Origin of the sequence: Sporosarcina newyorkensis (genome assembly GCF_900167515.1) — a bacterium.
GTDB lineage: Bacteria > Bacillota > Bacilli > Bacillales_A > Planococcaceae > Sporosarcina > Sporosarcina newyorkensis.
The window spans coordinates 129,343-151,476 of record NZ_FUYJ01000010.1 but is presented as its reverse complement, the minus strand read 5'-3'; the positions used below and the strand labels follow the sequence as shown (position 1 = coordinate 151,476).

Annotated in this window: 23 protein-coding genes; 20 read left to right on the top strand and 3 right to left on the bottom strand. The window is 42.8% G+C overall.

What is annotated here, in order from left to right:
• Positions 1–193 precede the first annotated feature (193 nt).
• Entirely contained in the window at positions 194–1,420 is a 1,227-nt protein-coding gene (locus tag B5D59_RS16485) for an IS110 family RNA-guided transposase (RefSeq protein ID WP_078818701.1), read from the bottom strand.
• A gap of 357 nt (positions 1,421–1,777) precedes the next feature.
• Positions 1,778–2,110 (bottom strand): winged helix-turn-helix transcriptional regulator, encoded by a 333-nt coding sequence (locus B5D59_RS16475; protein WP_078818699.1) that lies wholly within the window; start codon positions 2,108–2,110, stop codon positions 1,778–1,780.
• 174 nt (positions 2,111–2,284) lie between these two features.
• Here B5D59_RS16475 and B5D59_RS16470 point away from each other — a divergent pair, with 174 nt between their 5' ends.
• Entirely contained in the window at positions 2,285–3,133 is an 849-nt protein-coding gene (locus tag B5D59_RS16470; protein WP_078818698.1) for a VOC family protein, read from the top strand.
• A gap of 60 nt (positions 3,134–3,193) precedes the next feature.
• On the opposite strand, the gene B5D59_RS16465 is transcribed toward B5D59_RS16470, so the two are convergent.
• A complete protein-coding gene (locus tag B5D59_RS16465; protein ID WP_009499219.1) occupies positions 3,194–3,586 on the bottom strand; it encodes an OsmC family protein in 393 nt (130 codons plus the stop codon).
• A gap of 129 nt (positions 3,587–3,715) precedes the next feature.
• Between B5D59_RS16465 and B5D59_RS16460 the strand changes: the two genes are divergently transcribed.
• The 19 genes from B5D59_RS16460 to B5D59_RS18340 all read left to right on the top strand — a co-directional run bounded on the left by B5D59_RS16460 (position 3,716) and on the right by B5D59_RS18340 (position 21,867).
• Positions 3,716–3,859 carry a YfhE family protein gene (locus B5D59_RS16460; RefSeq protein WP_009499217.1) on the top strand — a complete coding sequence of 48 codons (144 nt, stop codon included), beginning with the start codon at positions 3,716–3,718 and terminating at the stop codon, positions 3,857–3,859.
• 133 nt (positions 3,860–3,992) lie between these two features.
• Positions 3,993–4,973: an alpha/beta hydrolase gene (locus tag B5D59_RS16455; protein WP_009499216.1), complete on the top strand. Its 981-nt coding sequence runs from the start codon at positions 3,993–3,995 to the stop codon at positions 4,971–4,973.
• Between the two features lie 209 nt (positions 4,974–5,182).
• Entirely contained in the window at positions 5,183–6,637 is a 1,455-nt protein-coding gene (locus tag B5D59_RS16450) for a PAS domain-containing sensor histidine kinase (RefSeq protein ID WP_040759977.1), read from the top strand.
• A complete protein-coding gene (locus B5D59_RS16445; protein ID WP_078818697.1) occupies positions 6,606–7,175 on the top strand; it encodes an ANTAR domain-containing response regulator in 570 nt (189 codons plus the stop codon). The genes B5D59_RS16450 and B5D59_RS16445 overlap by 32 nt, the downstream gene beginning before the upstream one ends.
• A 169-nt stretch (positions 7,176–7,344) precedes the next feature.
• Positions 7,345–8,604 (top strand): ethanolamine utilization protein EutH, encoded by a 1,260-nt coding sequence (gene eutH / locus B5D59_RS16440; protein WP_009499213.1) that lies wholly within the window; start codon positions 7,345–7,347, stop codon positions 8,602–8,604.
• Positions 8,605–8,638: 34 nt separating this feature from the next.
• The gene (gene eutS, locus B5D59_RS16435) at positions 8,639–8,980 is read left to right on the top strand and encodes an ethanolamine utilization microcompartment protein EutS (RefSeq protein WP_009499212.1); all 342 of its coding nucleotides are present in this window, start codon (positions 8,639–8,641) and stop codon (positions 8,978–8,980) included.
• 12 nt (positions 8,981–8,992) lie between these two features.
• The gene (locus B5D59_RS16430) at positions 8,993–9,490 is read left to right on the top strand and encodes a EutP/PduV family microcompartment system protein (RefSeq protein ID WP_009499211.1); all 498 of its coding nucleotides are present in this window, start codon (positions 8,993–8,995) and stop codon (positions 9,488–9,490) included.
• A 393-nt stretch (positions 9,491–9,883) separates the two neighbouring features.
• Positions 9,884–11,329: an ethanolamine ammonia-lyase reactivating factor EutA gene (locus B5D59_RS16425; protein ID WP_040759975.1), complete on the top strand. Its 1,446-nt coding sequence runs from the start codon at positions 9,884–9,886 to the stop codon at positions 11,327–11,329.
• A gap of 14 nt (positions 11,330–11,343) precedes the next feature.
• A complete protein-coding gene (locus B5D59_RS16420) occupies positions 11,344–12,708 on the top strand; it encodes an ethanolamine ammonia-lyase subunit EutB (protein ID WP_009499209.1) in 1,365 nt (454 codons plus the stop codon).
• A gap of 7 nt (positions 12,709–12,715) precedes the next feature.
• Complete coding sequence (eutC, locus tag B5D59_RS16415) at positions 12,716–13,714, top strand: ethanolamine ammonia-lyase subunit EutC (protein ID WP_009499208.1); 999 nt, start codon at positions 12,716–12,718, stop codon at positions 13,712–13,714.
• 13 nt (positions 13,715–13,727) lie between these two features.
• Positions 13,728–14,372: an ethanolamine utilization microcompartment protein EutL gene (gene eutL, locus B5D59_RS16410; protein WP_078818696.1), complete on the top strand. Its 645-nt coding sequence runs from the start codon at positions 13,728–13,730 to the stop codon at positions 14,370–14,372.
• A 76-nt stretch (positions 14,373–14,448) separates the two neighbouring features.
• Positions 14,449–15,921 carry an aldehyde dehydrogenase family protein gene (locus B5D59_RS16405; protein WP_171805961.1) on the top strand — a complete coding sequence of 491 codons (1,473 nt, stop codon included), beginning with the start codon at positions 14,449–14,451 and terminating at the stop codon, positions 15,919–15,921.
• A 23-nt stretch (positions 15,922–15,944) separates the two neighbouring features.
• Positions 15,945–16,229, top strand: coding sequence for a BMC domain-containing protein (locus B5D59_RS16400; protein WP_009499205.1), 285 nt, complete (start codon positions 15,945–15,947; stop codon positions 16,227–16,229).
• Between the two features lie 208 nt (positions 16,230–16,437).
• Positions 16,438–17,319 carry a phosphate propanoyltransferase gene (pduL, locus tag B5D59_RS16395; RefSeq protein WP_009499204.1) on the top strand — a complete coding sequence of 294 codons (882 nt, stop codon included), beginning with the start codon at positions 16,438–16,440 and terminating at the stop codon, positions 17,317–17,319.
• Positions 17,320–17,335: 16 nt separating this feature from the next.
• The gene (locus B5D59_RS16390; protein ID WP_009499203.1) at positions 17,336–17,641 is read left to right on the top strand and encodes a EutN/CcmL family microcompartment protein; all 306 of its coding nucleotides are present in this window, start codon (positions 17,336–17,338) and stop codon (positions 17,639–17,641) included.
• Entirely contained in the window at positions 17,616–17,951 is a 336-nt protein-coding gene (locus B5D59_RS16385; protein ID WP_009499202.1) for a BMC domain-containing protein, read from the top strand. Before B5D59_RS16390 ends, B5D59_RS16385 begins: the two co-directional genes overlap by 26 nt.
• Positions 17,952–18,122: 171 nt before the next feature.
• Entirely contained in the window at positions 18,123–19,070 is a 948-nt protein-coding gene (gene mdh / locus B5D59_RS16380; RefSeq protein WP_009499201.1) for a malate dehydrogenase, read from the top strand.
• Positions 19,071–19,183: 113 nt separating this feature from the next.
• Complete coding sequence (locus tag B5D59_RS16375; RefSeq protein ID WP_078818695.1) at positions 19,184–21,286, top strand: methyl-accepting chemotaxis protein; 2,103 nt, start codon at positions 19,184–19,186, stop codon at positions 21,284–21,286.
• A gap of 407 nt (positions 21,287–21,693) precedes the next feature.
• Positions 21,694–21,867, top strand: a complete 174-nt coding sequence (locus B5D59_RS18340) for a hypothetical protein (protein WP_171805952.1) — start codon at positions 21,694–21,696, stop codon at positions 21,865–21,867.
• The last annotated feature ends 267 nt before the right edge of the window (positions 21,868–22,134 follow it).

The window sequence follows — 22,134 nt, the reverse complement described above, 5'->3', positions numbered from 1 at the left end:
CTGATCCCCCAGGAGTCGACCGTCTTCCGCTCCAATCCTATATAGCGAGCGAAAGAAGCCATCCCCCGTCATGATCTAATTGCTTAAACTGAAAAAATTAGTAAAATCTGAGCTTTATTTTTGCATATGCTAATTAGACCTAACGAATTGCTGTTTTTCGAAAGGAGAAATGTGCTATAGTAAAGCTATCCTTTTACGCACTAGCCATGGCGAATGCATAGTTATAGGGGATGCTATGTTGAATAAGGTGAAATGCGACTTTCAGGAACTTATTCACACAAGCGATCACCGCAACCTTATGAGGCTTACTCTGGGGTTGCTTTTTTAATTGGTCATAGTAATCAACAATGGTATTTTGTGTTCGTTTTCGTAAAGAAATCATGGAAATAACCATGAAGTACAGAATCTTCCTTAACCTACGGTTCCCACGTTTATTGATTCGATCTTGATAGTGGAGCTTCCCTGACTGATACCGTTGAATATCAATACCGGCGTACGCATTCACCTGTTTGTTATTTTGAAAACGGCGAATGTCTCCCAACTCTCCAATAATCCGAACAGCGGTAGCTTCTCCAATGCCTGGAAAAGATATGAGCACTTGAAAATCGCTACGTTCCTTTGAAAGTTGGACCATCTGTTTGATGATCTCTTTTTTCTGGCGTTTCAGTTCTTTGACTCGTTGGGCACACTCCTTTAGGTGCTGACACCGCACATCTGTCGCCTGAATGGCTGGATAGGAATTTTCAGCAGCTGCCAGTAGAAGTGCTGCCTTTTTCTCCGCTTGTTGAAGTGATATATTTTTGAGCGAAGTCTCTTTCACTCGGCTCTGTATCTCTTCCAACGATAAACCCTTTATCAAATCTGGATGAGGGTAATGTTGTACGATTTGTAAGAAGTGAAGAGAACTCCTAGAGAACACGTCTTCCAATAAGGGAAAGCTTAACTGCAGAAATGCATGTAATCGGTTCGCATATTGTCGACTTTCATGTTCTAAATCGTCGTAGTACCTTCCCAATGCCCGCATTTGTTCAAAATATTCTTCGTGTACATAGGTTTTATTCCGCTCTGTCTTGAAATGCGATTTAGCTAGTTCATGTGCATCGCTGATATCCGTTTTGTGTCGCCGCATACTACCTGTAGCCATTTGTAGTTTAGCTTGTAGAGGATTTATACGGCTATAAGGATATTGCTCGTTCTGTAGGAAGCGCTCTAGGCCCTGCGAATAAACACCGGTTGCCTCGAATACGATTTCTGGTAGTTGACCGTCTAGTTTCCTAACTAAATTAATCTGTTCTTTTAGTGAACGGAACCCCACTGTTGTATGTTCCACTTCACCTTCGTAATGACACTGCTGATTGTCGTCATAGATCACCACCGCGCTTTTTCCCATACTGACATCAAACGCCATTACATAACTCATCTTGTTTCCTCCTTTTGACCATTCATAGAAGTCTTCACAGTGCCTCATCGATTCCACTTTCTTATACACGATCTCGAAGATCCAACATACTAAACTGATTCAAATAAGGATGTGAAGTGAGTCGGTTTCCTTGTACGGATTCTAAGATCCCAGCGTCCCTGTGACTTTCCTTCACTTCTACCATAAAAAATAGTAGCACAAACCATGGCCTTGGTCTGTACTACTAATGTTAGTATGTTTCCGCGGGGCGCAGGTGAGCCTCCTCGCTTCCTGTGGGGTCTCACCATTTGCGCTACCTCCCGCTGGAGTCGCCCTCCGTTCCAGCCCCGTTTTTTTATTGTAAATTCGGACTTGCCTCTACTTTATGTTTTCCGCGCGCTCTATATCCAACCACGCTTGAGACCAATTTTCTATTTCTTTCAAAACCGGCTCTAATGAATACCCTTTTTCCGTCAAAGAATACTCGATAATAACAGGAGTTTCAGGTATAACTTTACGTTTTATAATTTCCTTCTGTTCTAGGTCTTTTAAGCGTTCCGACAGGACCTTTCCGCTAATTCCAATAGAAGATTGGAGAGCGCAAAACCGATGTGGTCCTGATAACATTTGATTGATGATCAAAGCTGTCCAACGCTGACTTAAAAGCGAGATGGCTTTTTCAAATCGGGGACAAATATTGGCTTGCTTCACTTTTGTTCACTCCTTTATATGTAGTATATAACATGATGAGTTGAAATTAAATGTAATCAACTTACTTGACGAACTAAAGTTTCTCTTTTAAAGTTAGTTACATAAAGTAACTAACTTTAAAAGAGAAACAAGAAAATGAATAAAGCATAGGAAGAGAAAATGGGGGTTATAAATATGAAGTTTCATAGTAAACCAAACACTTATGTAGGACATGTAAATATAAAGGTGCAAAATATAAATCGTTCACTTGTTTTTTATCAGGAGGTTCTCGGTTTTGAAATATTAGAGAAAACTGAAAAGGCAGTTAAACTAACAACAGATGGAATAACGAGTGTGTTATCAATTGAGCAACCAGAAAACGTTATTCCGAAACAAGGAAGAACCACAGGCCTATATCATTTTGCTCTTCTTCTGCCCAAACGTTCTGATTTAGCCGACATCGTTCATCACTTTGCAGAAATTGGTTTGCGTTATGGGTCATCGGACCACCTTGTAAGTGAAGCGTTATACCTGTCAGATCCGGATGGAAATGGGATCGAAATTTATATAGACCGTGATCCTTCTGAATGGACTTGGAATAATGGCGAAGTTTCAATGACGGTGGATCCATTAAACTTTGAAGAGCTTCTTTCTGTAACAAAACGGCAGTCGTGGAGTGGCCTGCCTGCCGGGACAGTCATGGGACATATTCATTTACACGTGGCGGAACTGAAAAAGGCTGAGGAATTTTACAGTAAGGGACTTGGTTTCGAAGTGGTGAACCGATATGGTAATCAGGCGCTTTTCCTCTCTACGGGCAAATATCATCATCAAATTGCCTTAAACACCTGGGTTGGAGTTGGTGCCCCAACGCCCTCTGAAAACAGTGTGGGTCTTGAGTCGTTTACAATCGTTTTGGCAGATGAGGCAACGAGGGATTATACTATTGCGCAGTTAAAGAGTATCGGTGCATCTGTAACGGAAGAGAGAGGATCGTTTATTACCTATGATCCTTCTGGAAATCGTATTTATTTAGAGATTTAACAGCTACAAAAAATAAGTCTCCCACTTCAAACGCAAAGCGATAAGTGGGAGACTTCGTAATCATTTTAACTTACCTATCTCGTAAGTCTTCACGACATCAATACAACCAATCACCGATTGCAACATAGAACAGTTCTTCTCTGTAAGATCCATTATCCGCGGCATTTTTTCTTCCTTAATAGCTGAGCCAATGATCGTAAAATGAAGATGAATCTTCTCCAAGCGGCTTGCATCTTCTTGTGAACGCACGACTTCTTTCACTTCAATCGAGATATCATCAGCGGGCATACGCATTTTCTCGAGAATCTTACGCATAACGCCGCCTCCGCAAGCCGCAATGGACGCGACCATTAACTGGTATGGCCGAAACCCTTTTTCTTCATTCGAGGAAATGTGTAATGTACCAAATTCTGTTTCTGTATCAAAACCGTTTTCTGTCATATGAAATTTCATTTTATCAGCTCCTTATGCAGTCAGTATACGTTGTTTTGAAATTAAATCCAATGGGCGTCAAAATCCTTGCTGTGTTTAATTTTAAAAAACTGTGGAAGACTATAGTTAAATGGAAAGGAGTGCTGTTTAGTGAGTGAAAAGAAACCACCACACGAGACGCTAACAGAAAAAAACAACGGTCTTAAAGCCGCTCAAGAAGTGCATTACGCTGAGGATTTTAAAAGAGCAGATAAAGCAACCGAACACGAGAATAACCAGAAATCCAAAAAATAAATGAGGAAATTTAAGCGAGAGTCCTATCGGATACAATTCATCCGGTGGGGCTTTTCTCACTAAATCGTCATAAACAGTCTTTCGTTTTCATTGTATAATAAGAGAAAGTGCTTATACAGAGAGAACGAGGGAAATGAATATGAGAAAAATAGGCTGGAAGAAGATGCTGATCTTTGTTGTCGCCTTCTTTATTGTCTTTCAAATAGCAGGTAGTTTCTTTTTTTACAACTTGGCCATCAAAAGAGGTCCAAAAGATTTCCTCACTGGGAATGCGGATTTGAAAGTATCCGCTGAAACGATGGAAGTGTTTCTAAACGGTGATTGGCGCCAGTGGGTGGAGGAGCAAGACTATGAAGAAATGAAGTTGACGTCAAGGGATGGTCTAGAATTGATGGGCTATTATTTGCCGGCTAAACTACCAACAAATAAGCTGGTTATTTTGACGCATGGTTACTTGGGGCATGCGAAACAGATGGGGTTATATGGTCAATATTATTACGAAGAACTCGGGTATAATATTTTCATGCCGAATGCAAGAGGCCATGGAAAAAGTGGCGGTGACTACTATGGTTTTGGCTGGCCGGATCGCTTGGATATTATTGATTGGACAAAATATTTAGTAAAGCAACTTGGATCAGATACGGAGGTTGTGTATCACGGCTTGTCAATGGGAGCAGCGACGGTCTTGATGACTAGCGGAGAAGAGGAGCTTCCTGGACAGGTGAAAGCGATCATTGCAGATAGTCCATATCAGTCCGTCTACCAGTTATTCGCGTATCAGATGGATCGGATGTTCCATTTGCCCGCATTTCCACTGCTGGATAATATGAGCGTATTGACCAAAGCTAGAGCAGGCTATTCATTGAAGGAAGCAGACGCATTAAATGCAGTAAAAAAGGCAAATGTGCCGATTCTCTATATTCACGGCAATGCGGATACATTTGTACCTACCGATATGACGAAGGAATTGTATGAAGTCACGAAAAGTGACGCAGAACTATTCTTGGTGGATGGCGCGAATCATGGAGAAGCATTTGTGATGGACGAGGGAGCTTATAAGGCGAAAATAAATGATTTTCTAAGCATTCATTTACCCTCCATAGTAAATAACTAATCGAAAATGCCGGGCCCCGAATTTATTTGGAGCCTGGCATCTTTTTAATCCAATTGCTTCACTTTATTTCCATTTGAAATGAATTTGGGCTGAAAGTGTTAACACCTTTCAGATTGCTAAAACCCTCCAATTGACCTATTCAAAAAACAACACTATAATTATTTTATATTCTTGAGAGAAATGTTTTCTTGGAAAGAGGTTGTGATGCTTTGGTCAAAGCTACAGTAGAACAGTTGTGCAAACAGCATACGAACTTGACGGACGAAGATATTCATATCTTGCAGGAAATGGCACTTAGTTTGCAGACATATGCAGACTTATCGGGGGCTTATATGTTCATTGACTGTAAACTTAAACCAGCCAACCAGGCGATAGTAGTGGCAGAAGCATTTCCTCCAGGATGTACACCGGTGTACGACAATTCCGTCGTAGGTAAAGTGGTCTTCGAATCGTTCGAGCCGGGTGTCTTTTATTCATATTGGAATGGGAAAAAATCAATTATTCGGCATGCAGTGACACAGGAAGGTAAAGTAGTGGATCAGACTGTTGTGCCAATTAAGAATACATGCCATCAAGTGATTGGAGTTCTAATCCAAGAGAAGGAAGTCGTACCACCGCTTACTGATCAACAGTTGCCGAACTTTTCAGTTGTCACTGAATCCGCGGAAGATCAGATGACAAATTCGGGGCTTGGTGTAGTTTCGGATTTATTGATGGAAATGTTGATCTTGACAGATTCCTCCAATCGACTAGTGTACGCCAATCCATCCGGCTTAAAACTTATTTCCGAAATGAGTGGAAGCGATGAAATCATGAATAGAGATTTGTTGGAAATGCTTCCGTTCCTTAAGAAGGTATACGAGCAGAAGGATGATGTATTTGTATTTGAAATGACGATTGAACGTAAAAGTTTAATTGTGAAAAAGATAAAAATGCGTGAGAAAAATAATTCGCAGGAGACATTGTTGATTATTCAAGACATCACAGAACTCCGTACGAAAGAAAAAGAATTGATGATGAAATCGGTCGTCATAAAAGAAATTCATCATCGGGTTAAAAATAATTTACAAACGGTTGCAAGCTTGCTGCGATTGCAGATGCGCAACGGCGTGCCGACAGAGGGCCGAGCCGCTTTTGAGGAAACACTGAACAGGATCTATAGTATTTCTTCAGTTTATGAAATTATTCTTGCTAAAGAACATGCAGACGATGACGATGTAAACATTATAAACTTAACAAGGAAAATTTGTTCAACAATGGTGTTGAATGAATTAAACTTAAAAGTAGACTTGATTATTGAGCCGAATGGCAATAAAATAGTAACAACCTCCAAGAAAGCGGTTTCAATCGCACTCATCATAAATGAACTCATACAAAACTCCTTAAAGCACGCATTTATAGGTAGAGAACACGGGGTTATTGATGTAGAATTTAAGGTGGACAATGAATTTGTAGAACTTCATGTTTCCGACAACGGCGTTGGAATGAAGAAACCGCAAACTTCATTGGGAACAGAAATCATCCATAACCTAGTGATAAATGATTTGAACGGTGAATTTTTGTATGTGCCTAGGGAGATCGGAACCCACGCAGTAATCGTTTTTCCAGTGGGTGCGGAGGTGGAAATTTTTGATGAGAAAACGGATTGTCATAGCGGAAGATGAATCGATTATTCGGATGGATCTGAAAATGACCCTGCAAGACCATGGCTATGAAGTGGTGGGAGAAGCGGGGGACGGAGACAGGGCTATTGAGCTGGCTTTCCTGCATAAACCGGATTTGATTTTAATGGATATCAAGATGCCGAAGATGAACGGTTTGAAGGCAAGCCGCATTATTGGAGAGCAACTGGATTTGCCTATCTTGATCATCACAGCATACAGCCAAAAGGAATTCGTGGAAAAGGCACAGCAGGACAATGTGGTTGGCTATTTGGTAAAGCCTATTTCCGAATCCAATTTAATACCAGCTGTAGAAGTTGCGCTTCATCAATCGGATAAAGCGAAGCGGCTGAAAGAGAATGTCCAACAAGCAAAACAGGAAGTCGAAAAACGGAAAATTGTAGAGCGGGCAAAAGGCATCTTAATGGACGCTGAGCAATTAACCGAGCAACAAGCATTTAAACAAATGCGCGATGCGAGTATGTCTCGGCAAATGACAATGGAGTCGCTTGCCAAAGAAATTATTGATAAATACAAGTAAATAAATTAAAGCAAAGGCGCTTAAAGAGGTAGGTTCTTTAAGCGTCTTTTTGTTTTTTATATTTTTCTACATATTACGAATTTTTATAATTTGAAGGCGGTGGTGTACTGTCTGTAGGTATAGGGTGGCAACTAGTTACACAATATAAGAGATAGGGAGAGGGAATTATATGGAAATGATTGGTACGGTGATCGTATATATCATTATGGCCTGTGCGATAGCAGGTGCATTTGCTTCAATCAAAAATCCGGAAGAAGGATTAGGTAAAGAATTCATGTCAGGTCTACACGCAGTTGGGCATATTTTTGTTCCGGCGGCAGGGATCATGGCATCCATTCCGTATTTGACATGGTTTATCAGTAAATTTATCGGACCAATATTTGATTCGATTGGAGCCGATCCGGCGATTGCTGCGACAACAATTTTGGCGTCAGACATGGGTGGCTATCAGCTAGCTGAAGCATTAAAAGTTACGAATGAAGGATGGGTAATGGCGTTAATTGTCGGCTTTATGTCGGGTGCAACAATCGTGTTTTCCATTCCGATGGGCCTTGCAATGCTCGATAAGCGGGATCATAAATATATGGCGCTTGGTATTATGTCAGGTGTACTGACGATTCCGATTGGTGCATTTATTGCGTCTAGCTTGGTAGTATTGTTTAACACAGATGTACGTGACGTGATCAGCACTACAGCTTCATCGAATTACGAGTTTGCAATTAGTTATTTACAGATTTTCATAAACTTATTGCCTTTACTAATTTTTGTTGTCTTGATTGCTTTGGGATTGAAGTTTTTCCCTCGCATGATGATCAATGGATTTATGATTTTCGGTCGCGTAATGGACGCGGCGATTAAACTTGTGTTAGTGTTCTCAATTGTAGAAGTATTTACAGGTATTTTCACAACAATCTTCGGTGCATGGGGCTTTGACCCGATTATGGCCGATGAAGCGGACCAATTCCGTGCGCTTGAAACAGCCGGCTATATTGGTATCATGCTAGCAGGTGCTTTCCCAATGATTTATTTGATTCGAAAGTATATGGCTCGACCTTTGGAAGCGCTTGGACAAAAAATTGGACTATCTCCTGAAGGTAGTGCTGGTCTGCTTGCAACTGTCGCAAATATCTTGGCAATGTTCTCGTTGGTTCGTTACATGAGACCTAAAGACAAAGTCATCAATATTGCATTTGCTGTTTGTTCCGCATTCTTGCTTGGTGACCACTTGTCCTTTACAGCGAATTTCCAACCGAATATTATTCTTCCCGTCATTCTTGGGAAATTCAGTGCAGGGATCATCGCGATTATCATTGCATATAAGTTATCTGTTCCAACTGCTTTGAAGTTGGAAAAGCAAGATCGTGAGGCTGGAATCATCCGTCCAGGTGAATATGAAGAAACAACAGAAACTCCTACTGCAAAGGCATAAGAACATAATCAGTTAGATAGGGAGTGTATATAGAATGAGTGAAGAAAAGAAACGGTTTATACAGGAATTTGTTCCGGGTAAACAGCTTACCCTCAGTCACTTGATTGCAAATCCCGATCCCGATATGTTTCAGAAATTAGGAATACAAGAAGCGGGTGCCTTAGGCATCCTTACTTGTACACCAAGTGAAACAGTTATCATTGCGGGAGATTTAGCGACAAAAGCAGCAAACGTCCATATCGGTTTCTTGGATCGATTTACAGGAAGCTTAGTAATTGTCGGCAGCGTTTCCGAGGTGGAGATGGCCATGCAGGAGATCAATCGATTTTTATCCGAAATGCTTGGTTATACACCTTCTGCTATTACGAAATCATAAGGAGTGGTGCCGATGAAAAACAAGGCAATGCTAGTCGGTGCGGTTCGAGCAGGGAAGTCTACGTTGACAAATGCCTTGTTAGGTCGTAAGGTCGAAGCGGTCAAAACGCAAACGCTCAATTATTACGATTGGATTGTCGACACTCCTGGCGAGTACACGGAAAACCCGATGTTTTATAAAAATATTATGGCAACCGCGTTAGAGGTGACACATGTACTGTATCTCCAAGACGCGACCAGTGAAAAGCTGATTTTTCCACCAGGTTTCAGTATGGGAATCTCTAAGCTGCCAATTGGTGTCATTACAAAGTGTGATCATCCAAAAGCCGATATTGATCGAGCACTCGGCATGTTGAAAATTGTCATGAATCAAGGGCCGATTGTTGTTACCTCCTCGGTGACAGGTAAGGGGATTGCCCATTTGAGAGAACTGACGAAATTGAACGACCTGGCTGCCATGCGGCAATATGTACAGCAAACAGATGACGAGCACTTATTATTCCTAGGTTGATACTCTTTACACGTATCAGAGAATTTGATATAGTAGGGCTCATACAAGTGAATAAAAACGGCAATGACGCCTTTACGTCCCACGGGTTTTCCATGGGTCTGTAAAGGCGTTTTTTATATCAAAAGTAAAAAGCGTCGTATAATCTTGACAGGCACTGGAGAACTTATCGACAAAGGTGCGTTTTTTTGCACCCTTTCGAAAAGGTCGAAGTGACCCGAGGGACTGGCGCTTTGAACTGGATGGTAAATCAAAAGTGAGAAGCGCCGTATAGTCTCGACAGGCACTGGAGGACTTATCGACAAAGGTGCGTACTTTGCACCTTTACGAAAAGGCCGAAGTGACCCGAGAGACTGGTGCTTTGAACTAGGTGGTAAATCAGAAAGAGGTGTGGGAGTGAGCAATTTCAATAAGCACGAGACAATCATCAGTGCAGGCATTGACATTGGCACAAGCACGACAAAGCTGATTATCAGTCGATTTTCTTTGCGAAATGTCGCAGGGGCGACGCATGTGCCGAGAATTGAAATAACAGACAAAGAAATATTGTACAAAAGCCCAGTCTTCCGTACACCGTTGCAAGATGCGGTAACGATTAACGTTAGAGGTGTCCAGGAGATTATTCGCTCTGAATATGAAAAGGCTGGCATTCAGCCGGCTCAAATAGAGACAGGCGCTGTCATCATTACAGGCGAAACGGCTACCAAACGAAATGCCAGTGAGATGCTTCATCAGTTATCAGATGAAGCGGGAGATTTCCTTGTTGCAACAGCAGGACCTGACCTAGAAGGAATCATCGCGGCAAAAGGTTCAGGCAGCTACGAAGAGTCGGGCAAAGGTGGCCGTGTCATCGCCAACATCGACATTGGCGGCGGGACAGCCAATATTGCGGTATTTCAGGACAAACAGTTGCTTGGCACGTGCACGATGCACATTGGCGGGCGATTGATCGAATTCGAACAAGGCAAAGTGCGAACAATCTCTCCGCCTGTTGAACGATTGCTGGAAGAGCAAGGCTACACTTTGCAAGTTGGTGATCCACAAGATGCAGCAGCAGTTGAATTCGTCACAACGTATATGGCAGAGGCGATGGCGCGCATCTTGAAAAAAGAAGTGCATGCACAAGATCATGTATTATTGCTAGGTCATGAACCGAATTGGAAACAGCCTGTTGATACAATTGTTTTTTCGGGCGGGATTTCCGAGTGTATGTATCGTCATGCTTCAGATGAAGAGCAGGTTGCCCGGTACGATGATATTGGAATTCAGCTTGCAGAGGCGTTATTGCGCAATCAATCACTGCAAATTTTTGAATGGCAAGAACCAATTGAGACTGTGCGTGCGACGGTGTTGGGTGCAGGAACGCAGACGACTGAGATTAGCGGAGCGACAATCCAAGTTGCGCCACATGAATTGCCACTAAAAAATATACCGATCTATCAATATGACTTTGAAGCGGATTTAGAGGCGGGTTTATCTAACTTTGAAAATGCGGTTCAACAAGCGGTTGCTTTATATGACTCCGCGAAAGAAGGACAAAATTTTGCGCTGTATTTATCCAATTTGCCGTATCTCGGGTTTCGAGACGTGCAAACATTAGCAAAAGCAATTGTGCAGATCATGAATCAACGACCACGTCCTGAACAGCCCATCATTTTGGTAATCCAGTCGGACCATGCCAAAGTGCTTGGTCAGACATTAGCGGCGTTGAAAGTAAAACAAAGCATTATTTGCATTGACCAAATCAATGTGGAAACAGGCGATTATATTGACATCGGGAAAGCATTAACTTCAGGTGTCGTGCCTGTCGTGGTGAAGACATTAACCTTCCACACAACGTAAAGGAGGCCTCGAACGTGAATTTATCGACCACTTTAGGCGGGGAACGATATGTGTTCAACGACTTAAAAGAAGTGCTTGCAAAAGCAAATGAAGAGAAATCTGGCGACCGTTTGGCAGGAATTGCAGCGGAAACCGTCCAAGAGCGTATTGCGGCAAAAACAGTTGTCAGTGAGCTACTAGTGAGTGATATTCGTAACAATCCATTGATCCCGATTGAAAGCGACGAAGTCTCACTCATTATTGAAAATGATATTAACGAGAAGGTCTATGGTGAAATTCAAAATTGGAGTATCGCAGAACTTCGTGAGTACATTTTAAGCAATGAAGTCGGCGACCGCGAACTGAAACGTCTTAGCCGCGGTTTGACATCGGAAGTCATCGCAGCTGTCACCAAGCTAATGTCCAATTTGGACTTGGTACACGCGGCAAATAAAATTGAAATCTTGTCGACCTGTAATATTACGATTGGTCAAAAAGGAACGCTTTCGTCTCGATTACAGCCGAATCACCCAACAGATAATATCGATGGAATCATCACTTCACTAAAAGAAGGATTATCTTATGGGATTGGCGATGCGGTTATCGGAATTAATCCGGTAGATGATTCTGTTGAGAGTGTAAAACGTGTCTTGCATGCTACGAAGGATTTCATCAATGAGTGGGAAATTCCCACCCAAAACTGTGTGTTAGCGCACGTTACTACGCAAATGAAAGCAATTGAGCAAGGTGCACCTGCCGATATGATTTTCCAAAGTATTGCGGGAACTGAAAAAGCACATCGTTCATTTGGTATTTCGGCAGAGTTAATCGCTGAAGCAAAAGACTTGGCGATGAAACAAGGAACAGGTACGGGCCCGCAATTGATGTATTTCGAAACTGGGCAAGGGTCTGAGCTATCAGCAGAAGCGCATTATGGTGTGGACCAAGTGACGATGGAAGCTCGTAACTACGGCTTCGCGAGACACTACGATCCATATATTGTCAACACGGTGGTTGGATTTATTGGACCGGAGTACTTGTATAACAACAAGCAAGTAATCCGTGCAGGTCTGGAAGATCATTTCATGGGCAAGCTTCACGGTCTGCCGATGGGTGTAGACATTTGTTATACGAATCATATCAAAGCAGATCAAAACGATATTGAAGATTTAAGCATCTTGCTGACTGCAGCAGGCGTGAATTTCATTATTGCAGCACCGATGGGCGATGACGTTATGTTGAATTACCAGTCCATGAGCTATCACGATGTCGCTACAGTGCTTCAGACATTAGGTAAAACTCCAGCACCTGAGTACTTGCAATGGCTTGAGAAGATGGGGATTTACGAAAATGGAAAACTGAGCAAGCGTGCAGGCGATCTTACTATGTTCAATCGATAGGAGGTGGATGGATTTGAACGAAGAATTAATTCAGCAAATCACAAAGATGGTTGTTGAAAAACTTGAGGCAGCTAGTGGCGGACAAACGTCACAGCAATCTAGCAACGAACAAAAAGTACAGCTCTTTTCACAGGAACCGATTGGCCATTTGGCAGCTGAAAGGCCGCAACAATCACCAAGCGGTGCAGTAACGTTCCATAGTACGACGAATGAAGCGAAGCCGCAACGAAATATTGCGACTGTCAAACCGAAACCTACTACGGCATACGGCAAACCAAAAGCCGAAACGACTACTCCAACAGAAGATCAATTGGCGGAGTATCGTAAAAAGACTCCTGCTCGCATTGCAGTAGGTCGTGCGGGTTCTCGTCCCAAAACGAAAACGTGGCTGCAGTTCCGACTGGATCATGCGGCGGCAGTAGATGCGGTGTACGGAGAAGTGCCGGATGAGCTACTCGATCGTTTGGGATTATTCCAAGTGCATTCAAAAGTAGCGGACAAGGAAGAATATATCCGACGTCCTGATCTCGGCAGAAAGCTTTCCGATGAAGGAAAGGCATTGATTCAAGAGCGTTGTAAAACATCACCGGTTGTTCAAATTGTAGCTTCTAACGGTCTGAGTGCAAAAGCGATTGAGGAAAATCTTGAAGATGTCTATTTGTCGCTTGAGCAATCACTCAACAACTTGAATATCGATATGGGTACAACATTTTATGTGGATAAAGGGCGAGTCGCTGTGATGGATGATATCGGTGAAGTGTTGAAACCGGATGTCGTTGTCATGTTAATTGGAGAACGTCCTGGGCTTGTTTCTGCTGAATCACTGAGTGCTTATTTATGTTATCAGCCAAGACATGGCACGATTGAGGCAGATCGAATGGTTATCTCGAATATCCACAAAGGCGGGATACCTCCTGTCGAAGCCGGTGCATATCTAGGAACGGTTATTCAAAAGATCTTGAAATATGAAGCAAGCGGAGTGGCGCTTGTTCAAAAAGAAGGCTAAGGAGGCGGATCGGATGAAGATTCTTGCGGATATATTGTCGATGCAGGTCATTCCGAACGTCAGCGATGATCTGGCGGAAAAGTTCCAGCTTAAGCCGTATCAACGCAGTTTGGGTTTAGTGACAACCACTATAGATGATGTGGGCTATACAGCGATTGATGCGGCGACGAAGCACACGGATGTAGAAGTCGTCTATGCAAAAAGTTTTTATGCAGGGGCTGCTCATTCATCCGGACCGCTATCTGGTGAGTTTATCGGAATTATTGCCGGACCCTCGCCAGAAGAAGTAAAAAGTGGTCTGGATTCGATTCGGGTTACCATTGAACATGAAGCATATTTTGAAGCGATCAATGGGAATCCTGACCATGCATTTTATGCACATACCATTTCCAGTTGCGGAAGTTATTTAGCTGAAATGGCGGGTATTCCAATCGGACAATCATTGGCCTACTTGATTGCACCGCCAATCGAAGCCATTATCGGCTTGGATGCTGCATTAAAAGCGGCAGATGTAACGCTGTGTGAACTATACGCTCCTCCCTCCGAAACGAACTTCGGCGGAGGCTTATTGACAGGTAGTCAATCTGCCTGCCAGGCAGCTGCCGACGCGTTTAGAGAAGCTGTACAGAACATGGTAAATGATCCGATGAGTTATTGAATTCACGGAATTAACTAGGAAGGAGTGTTTTGGCTTGGTTCAGTTAGTAGATAAAGATTTATTGGCCCTGCAGCAAATGCGCTCGGCCGTTCAAACTGCAAAAGAAGCACAAGAAAAATTCATGAGCTACACCCAAGAGCAAGTCGATAAAATCGTCAAAGCGGTTGCAGATGCAGCCTTTGAACAATCTGGTCGTCTCGCTCAAATGGCAGTAGAAGAAACTGGCATGGGGGTAGCAGCTCATAAGAAAATCAAGAACGAAGTCGGTTCTCGTGACGTTTATGAGAGCATTAAAGATTTAAAAACGGTCGGCATCGTCAAAGAAGACCATTTAAATAAAGTCGTGGAAATTGCAGCTCCGTTTGGTGTGGTTGCAGCGATTATCCCGACAACAAATCCAACGTCCACTGCGTTTTTCAAAACGTTGATTTCTTTGAAAACACGTAACGCGATTGTTGTAAGCCCTCACCCATACGCAGTAAAATGTACACAGGAGGCACTTAAAGTTTGTGATGCAGCAGCAGTTGCCGCAGGTGCTCCGGAAGGTTTAATCCAATGTTTGACGCTCGCCTCTATGGAAGCGACACAGCAATTGATGTCACATAAAGATGTCAATCTGATTGTGGCAACGGGCGGCAGTGCGCTAGTAAAAGCAGCATATAGCTCTGGAAAACCAGCATACGGTGTAGGTCCAGGGAACGTTCCAGTCTATATTGAGCGTTCTGCAAAAATCGAAAAAGCTGTCAAAGATATTGTCGACAGTAAATCATTCGATTACGGCACGATCTGTGCGACAGAGCAAGCGATTGTCGTAGATAAGCATGTTGTCGATCTTGTCACTCGTGAGTTGAAGAAAAACGGTGCATATATCTTAACGGATGAAGAGAAGAAGGTCATGGAAGGCGTTATCTCACCGGCACCGGGCAAAATTAATCCGAAAGTAGTCGGTAAGAGCCCGCAGTTCATTGCGAGCCTTGCAGGTATCTCCTTACCAGAAGGCACTCGCCTGATCATTGGTATGGAAACAAAAGTCGGTAAGGATGTTCCGTTTTCATTGGAAAAACTTTCACCGATCTTTGCGATGTATATCGTGGATGGCGTGAAGCATGCGAAGGAAGTATGTCTCGATTTGCTTAACCTCGGCGGACGTGGACATAGCTTGTCGCTCCATACGGAAATCGACGCGGTAGCGCGTGAATTTGCGATGGAAATGCCAGTATCACGTATTATGGTAAACACGATGTCTTCTGTCGGAGCAGTTGGTGGAACGACGGGTCTGATGCCATCATTTACATTAGGTTGTGGATCATTCGGTGGGAATATTACATCGGATAACGTAACGGCGAAGCATTTATTGAATATTAAACGGATGGCGTACGGCACAAAAGAAGTCCAATTGCCGAAGCATTCCGAAACAACAGTAGCAAGCACGAAGGATGAGCTTGTCTCAGAAGTCATCAATAATGTTTCATCTTCAACAAACAGTAATATTGATCCAGCGTTAGTGCAAAACTTAGTCAGTGAAATTGTTAAACAACTTACAAAATAAAACCCTATTAGGAGGAAACAATTATGAACAGAGAAGGTACAGCATTAGGAATGGTAGAAACTAAAGGTTTAATCGGTGCAATTGAAGCAGCAGACGCAATGGTGAAAGCAGCAAGCGTTAACTTAGTCGGCAAAGTACATGTCGGCGGCGGAATTGTAACTGTATTGGTACGCGGTGATGTAGGAGCAGTTAAAGCAGCAACAGACGCAGGTGCAGCATCTGCACAACGTGTGGGCGAATTGCTTTCTGTTCACGTAATCCCAAGACCACATAACGAACTTGAAATGATCTTGCCAAAAAGCGAATAATTCATCTGAATTCAATAGAATTCAGATGAAGCCTCCGGCGGATGTCACGAATTTTGAAAGGAGTTAAAAGGAACGCAGTCTAAGGTCGCCGCGTCCTGCGGCAACGACTGCATGATCTGCATCATGCAGACCTCAATTCAAAATTCAGACGCAATTACGCCGAGGCGTAATTGATTTTGTTCGGAAACAACAGAAAGGCGTGAACTAAATGAATCAGCAATTGATTGAACAGATTGTCGGAGAGGTTCTCGGACAGCTGGGGAAAAACCCTACTCAATTGCCGGAACGAGCGGTTCCCATTGCGGTTTCCGCCCGTCACGTACATTTACAGCCTGAACATGTGGAAGTATTGTTTGGCGCAGGGTATGAATTGACACAACGGTCCGAGCTTTCACAGCCGGGCCAATTCGCCGCAAATGAAACGGTGATGATTGCGGGACCTAAAAGCAGTATCGAACGTGTGCGGATTTTAGGACCTGTCCGAAAAGCGACCCAAGTTGAGGTCAGCTTTACGGATGCCATGAAGCTCGGCGTCAAGCCCCCACTTCGGGAATCCGGCAACATCGAAGGATCGGCACCGATTACATTGATCGGTCCAAAAGGCAGTGTGCATATTGAGCAAGGCCTCATTATTGCGCAATCGCATATCCATATGGGGACCCAAGATGCGCAGCGTTTTGGCGTTCAAGATGGTGAGTACGTCACAGTGGAAGCGGATGGAATCCGTCCGATTTCATTCCGTAATGTACGGATCCGAGTGAATGAACGCTATCGTTTGGAGATGCATATCGATACGGACGAAGCGAATGCCGGGTTTATTACACAAGGGACGATCGGTCGTCTGGTAAAACCAAACGAGGCGACTGAACCTGTTGCTTGTTCATTACCTGTATCGACGACAGTGAATGCCCCTAGTCCGGCAAAGACAGTTGCTCCAAAATCATATGAATTTACAAAGAAGCTCTTATCCACTGAGGATCTAGCTGCAATTTCAGAAGATGAGATTATAGTTCCAAAAGGTACGATTGTCACAGCGCTTGCAAAAGATACTGCTCGGGAACTCGGAAAAACGATAACCGTCAGAAAGTAGAAAAAGGTGATTATGCATGCGAATGGGGAAAGTGATCGGTAATGTGTGGGCAACTCGCAAAGAAGATGGACTGGCAGGGCTTAAGCTATTGATTGTCCAACCAATTGATGCATATGGCAGTAATATACAGACCCATTTGGTAGCCGCCGATCGGATTGGGGCAGGAATTGGCGATGAGGTACTCATTACAAGTGGAGGCGCCTCACGTTTCATTTTGCCGAAAGAGAACCCGATTCCGATTGATGCGGTTATTATCGGAATTATTGATTCGACAGAAGTAAAGAGAGGTGAGATACATGAGTCAAGCGATCGGAATGATTGAAACAAAAGGTTTAATTGGATCGATTGAAGCAGCAGATGCGATGGTGAAGGCGTCGAATGTGGAAGTAGTATCACAGGAAATGGTCGACGGCGGAATTGTGACGGTCATCGTTCAAGGTGACGTCGGGGCAGTTCAAGCAGCTGTCGATGCAGGACGAGACGCAGCATCACGTGTTGGCGAATTGCTTGGTGCGCATGTAATCCCGCGACCAGACGATTCAGTATATGGCATGGTGAAACCACCTGCGCCGGCTGTTCCAGAAGTGAAGAAAGTAGCGGAACCGAAGGCGAAAACACCGAAGAAAGACTAAGTTGTATTGGCTTATGAGCGCGAACGCGTCTTTATGGGCAGTGATCGTGTACTTATGAGCGAGTTTTTGCTTTTATGAGCGGATAAACATTTTTATGAGCGCTTGCGTTGTCTTTATGAGCGCAAGCGTTTGCTCTACACAATGCATTCTATTTAGAAAGGAGTTATTTCCATGGCTTTCAAAAGACATAAAATTGCAGTTATCGGAGCAGGTCACACAGGTTCGACTGTAGCATTGATGGCTGCCCAGAAAGAATTGGGCGACGTCGTCTTAGTCGATATCCCGGATCTCTCCAATCCGACCAAAGGGAAGGCATTGGATCTCCTCCAAACTAGCCCTGTCCAGCAATTCAACTCTCGAATTACAGGGACATCTAATTATGAGGACATTCAAGACGCTGCCATGGTCATCATTACAGCAGGAGTGGCGAGGAAACCAGGCATGAGCCGGGATGATTTAGTCGCGACCAATGCAAAAATCATGCGTTCTGTTTCCGAACAAGTGAAACGCTACGCACCAGAAAGTACTGTGTTAGTTTTGAGTAACCCGGTCGATGCGATGACTTACGTTTGTTACAAGACGACTGGTTTCCCTAAAAACCGTGTTATCGGTCAATCAGGCGTGCTCGATACTGCGCGTTTCAATGCATTCGTCTCAGAAGAATTAGATATTTCTGTTGAGGATATTTCTGGTTTCGTCTTAGGCGGGCATGGAGACGATATGGTTCCTCTTGTTCGGTATTCCTACGCAGGCGGTATTCCATTGGATAAAATTATTCCTTCTGATCGTCTGGAAGCAATTGTCGAGCGTACGCGAAAAGGCGGCGGGGAAATTGTGGGATTGCTAGGGAACGGCAGTGCATATTATGCACCTGCAGCGGCTTTAGTTGAGATGGCGGAAGCAATCATCAAAGATAAGAAACGAATTTTACCGTCCATCGCGTACTTGGAAGGCGAATACGGCTACCAAAACATCTATTTGGGTGTTCCAACGGTCCTTGGCGGGAATGGAATAGAAAGTGTTATTGAACTTCCACTGACAGTGGACGAGCAAAAAGCACTGGATCATTCGGCAGACTCTGTGAAGTCAGTCATTGAAATTTGCGAACGTCAAATGTAATAACGAGTCAACAAAAAATATCTCTCTAAGTCGAAACTTAGAGAGATATTTTTACGCTTTAATTTAGATAAGAATGAAGAACTAATGAACGAGTTATCAGGAGGTCCTACCAGTTGTCGAAATTTAAAAGTATTGCTTGGAAATTGTCTGGAATTATTATTGGGGTATTTGTGCTTTTATTCTTAATTTACACACTGAGCACAAGCACAATTTTACATAAACAAAGTACGTCGGATGCCGAAGAATATGCAGTGGAAAATACACAGTTAAATGCAAAAAAACTGAGTGAACGATTTAATAAGACAAATGAAATGTTGCACACGACAAAGCATATTTTAGAGACATTGCAGTCACAAGGAAATTTAACGACAGATGAAATCCTTGCTATCATTCAAAATAACTTAAAAAAGAATGCGGATGCAATGGGGATGTCAGCAATATTCGAAAAAGGCTTTATAACGTTAGATGAACAGTTGAATCAAAGTTTAGTCGATTCTCAAAAACGCTTCATACCATATCTATACAAAGAAGGCAGCAGTATTAGCGTAGAGGCGCTTAGCGAGTATGAGACGCCTGGTGTAGGAGATTGGTATTTGATTCCGAAATCAGAAAACCGTGCCATCATGACTGAACCATATGAGTACAAAGTTGGAGGTCAGAACATCCTCATCACGACTTTGTCTGTGCCGCTAGTCAGTGAAAACGGTCAGTTTTTCGGCGTGTTGACAACAGACTTATCTATTGAGTTTTTAAATGAACTCGTAAATGAAATAAAGCCTGAAGGCGGGTATGCTTCCATTATATCCGAGAAAGGGAATTTAACAGCCAGTAGTTTAAAGGATGAACTAGTTGGAACGAACATGAAACAGCTTATCGACTGGGAACCTGTTAAGCAAAAGCTCGACAATTATGAAACTAGTAAATTATATATAGAATCAAGTTTATTGAATGAACAAGCCTTTAATACTTTCGCACCAATCGTACTCGATCAAATCGATGAGAAATGGTCTGTGGAAACAGTTGTGCCAAAGTCAAAAATTCTAGAAACATACAATAAAATTTTATGGATTACCATCGGAGCAGCAATTTTGATGATCATTTTAATGACTACTGTCACAGCAGGATTCATTTTCAAACAGCTAAAACCTTTATCTTCTCTGCAACAGTCCATTGAAGCAGCTGCAAAAGGGGATATGACGCAGAATGTGGGAGAGCAGTTGATCCGCAATGATGAAATCGGCGCAGTATCCATGGCATACAATAATATGCTCGATCAAACCAATCACGCCATTCATGCTGTCCGTGAAGCAGCCACCCGTCTAAATGAATCATCCACACATGTTCATCAGGCATTTGAGGAAATTGTGGCGGCTAGTGAAGAAGTTTCATTGGCAACAAATGAAATTGCACATGGTGCTTCCAAGCAATCTGAAGATACCGAGGAAACGAGCAACCGAATGTCCGAATTGGCTGATCAAATTAGAGCACTGTCTGAGTTGTCCGGTAACATGAATCAGTTATCCGAACAGACTGTTTCCTCAACGGAAATTGGGATGAACGAAGTGATTAAGTTGCGCGAACATAATGCATCCGCAAATGAAATGACAGAAAAAGTTCAACTTCAAATGGAGACGCTGTCGAATAAAATTGGTGCCATCAATCAAGTAATCATTTCGATTCATGATATTACTGCACAAACGAATCTACTCGCGCTAAACGCCAGTATAGAAGCGGCGAGAGCGGGTGAGCATGGTAAAGGATTTGCAGTTGTGGCAGAGGAAGTACGGAATCTCGCTGAACAGTCACAAAAAGAAACAAGTGTTATCCAAGGGATCGTTCAGGAAATTGTAGACGAATCTAAGCATACGACAGAAGTGATCGCAACAAATATGCAAGTGATGGTAGAACAAAACCAATCCGTCACGAGTACAGAAGCATCCTTCTCGCAAAATGTCGAATTGACGAACCAAATGCGTCAAGCGATTATGGAATTGAGTGCGGAGTTGGAAGAAATGCTTGTACACAAAGATCAAGCAATGCTGGCCATACAAAGCGTCTCTGCAGTATCAGAAGAAACCGCAGCGTCCGCTGAACAAGTCAGCGCCTCGTCCGCCGCTCAGCAAACCGAAGTAGAGCGTGTAGCAGACTCGACTAATCGAATGAAAGAAATTGCTGAAGAGTTGCAGACAGTGGTAGACCGCTTTCGATTAGAATAGGAAGTAAATAAATTTAAAAAACTGTTCACTATCCATGAATTTAGGTAGTGAACAGTTTTTTATTCTTCTGTAGGAAAGGAAAGTAAGTAAACTCCCATTTAGCAGAAGCCTAAAAAATATGCTAGTGGTAATTTAATTAGGTAATTTTCTTGTGGACTTTTAGGTAATTCTTGAGTATAATAGACTGAATAGGAAGAATTAAAATGTGCAAGTGATTATGCAAGCAGAAAAACAAGGAATTCCATGTATCTTTATTTTTTAATGTAAGCGCTGTCATTTCGGGTATGTTTAGGAAGACTGAGTATTTTAACGAGTGTGGAGCTACATTAAATAAAGATAAAAGTGGTTTTCAAATTTACTGTTCTTGCATATACTATGCAAAATACAAAAAAGCAGGAGGTCATCCTATGAAAAACAACAACAACTCTCACCAAGCATCTTCACTACCCGAGCAAAATGAGCAATTTTATTTAATCACAGGCTATTCGGAAGGTGGCTTCATCCATGGCATTACATGGGAAGAAGCTTACATTGAAGGACTAGCGGAGTGTGGCTATTTATGCGATCAGCAGATGATGTAAGTGGCAGTATAGAAAGCTCCATACAGGGTGCCTAGCAAGAAACAAAGGTGTTTGTCCAAACATTCACGTTTGTTTTGCGCATAGGCATCCTTTTTATTGTCTCTTCATATACCAAGTCTCCTCATTCCTCAGTTTTAAACTCCCTTTTTCACTACTCCAAATCCTTAAAATGCCCCGTGGAACAGGCAACCTAAATTTCCTGACATCACCGAAAATCCTTCTGTTCTCAAGTAGTAAAAAAATTATAGTCTCTTTACCATAATGTGA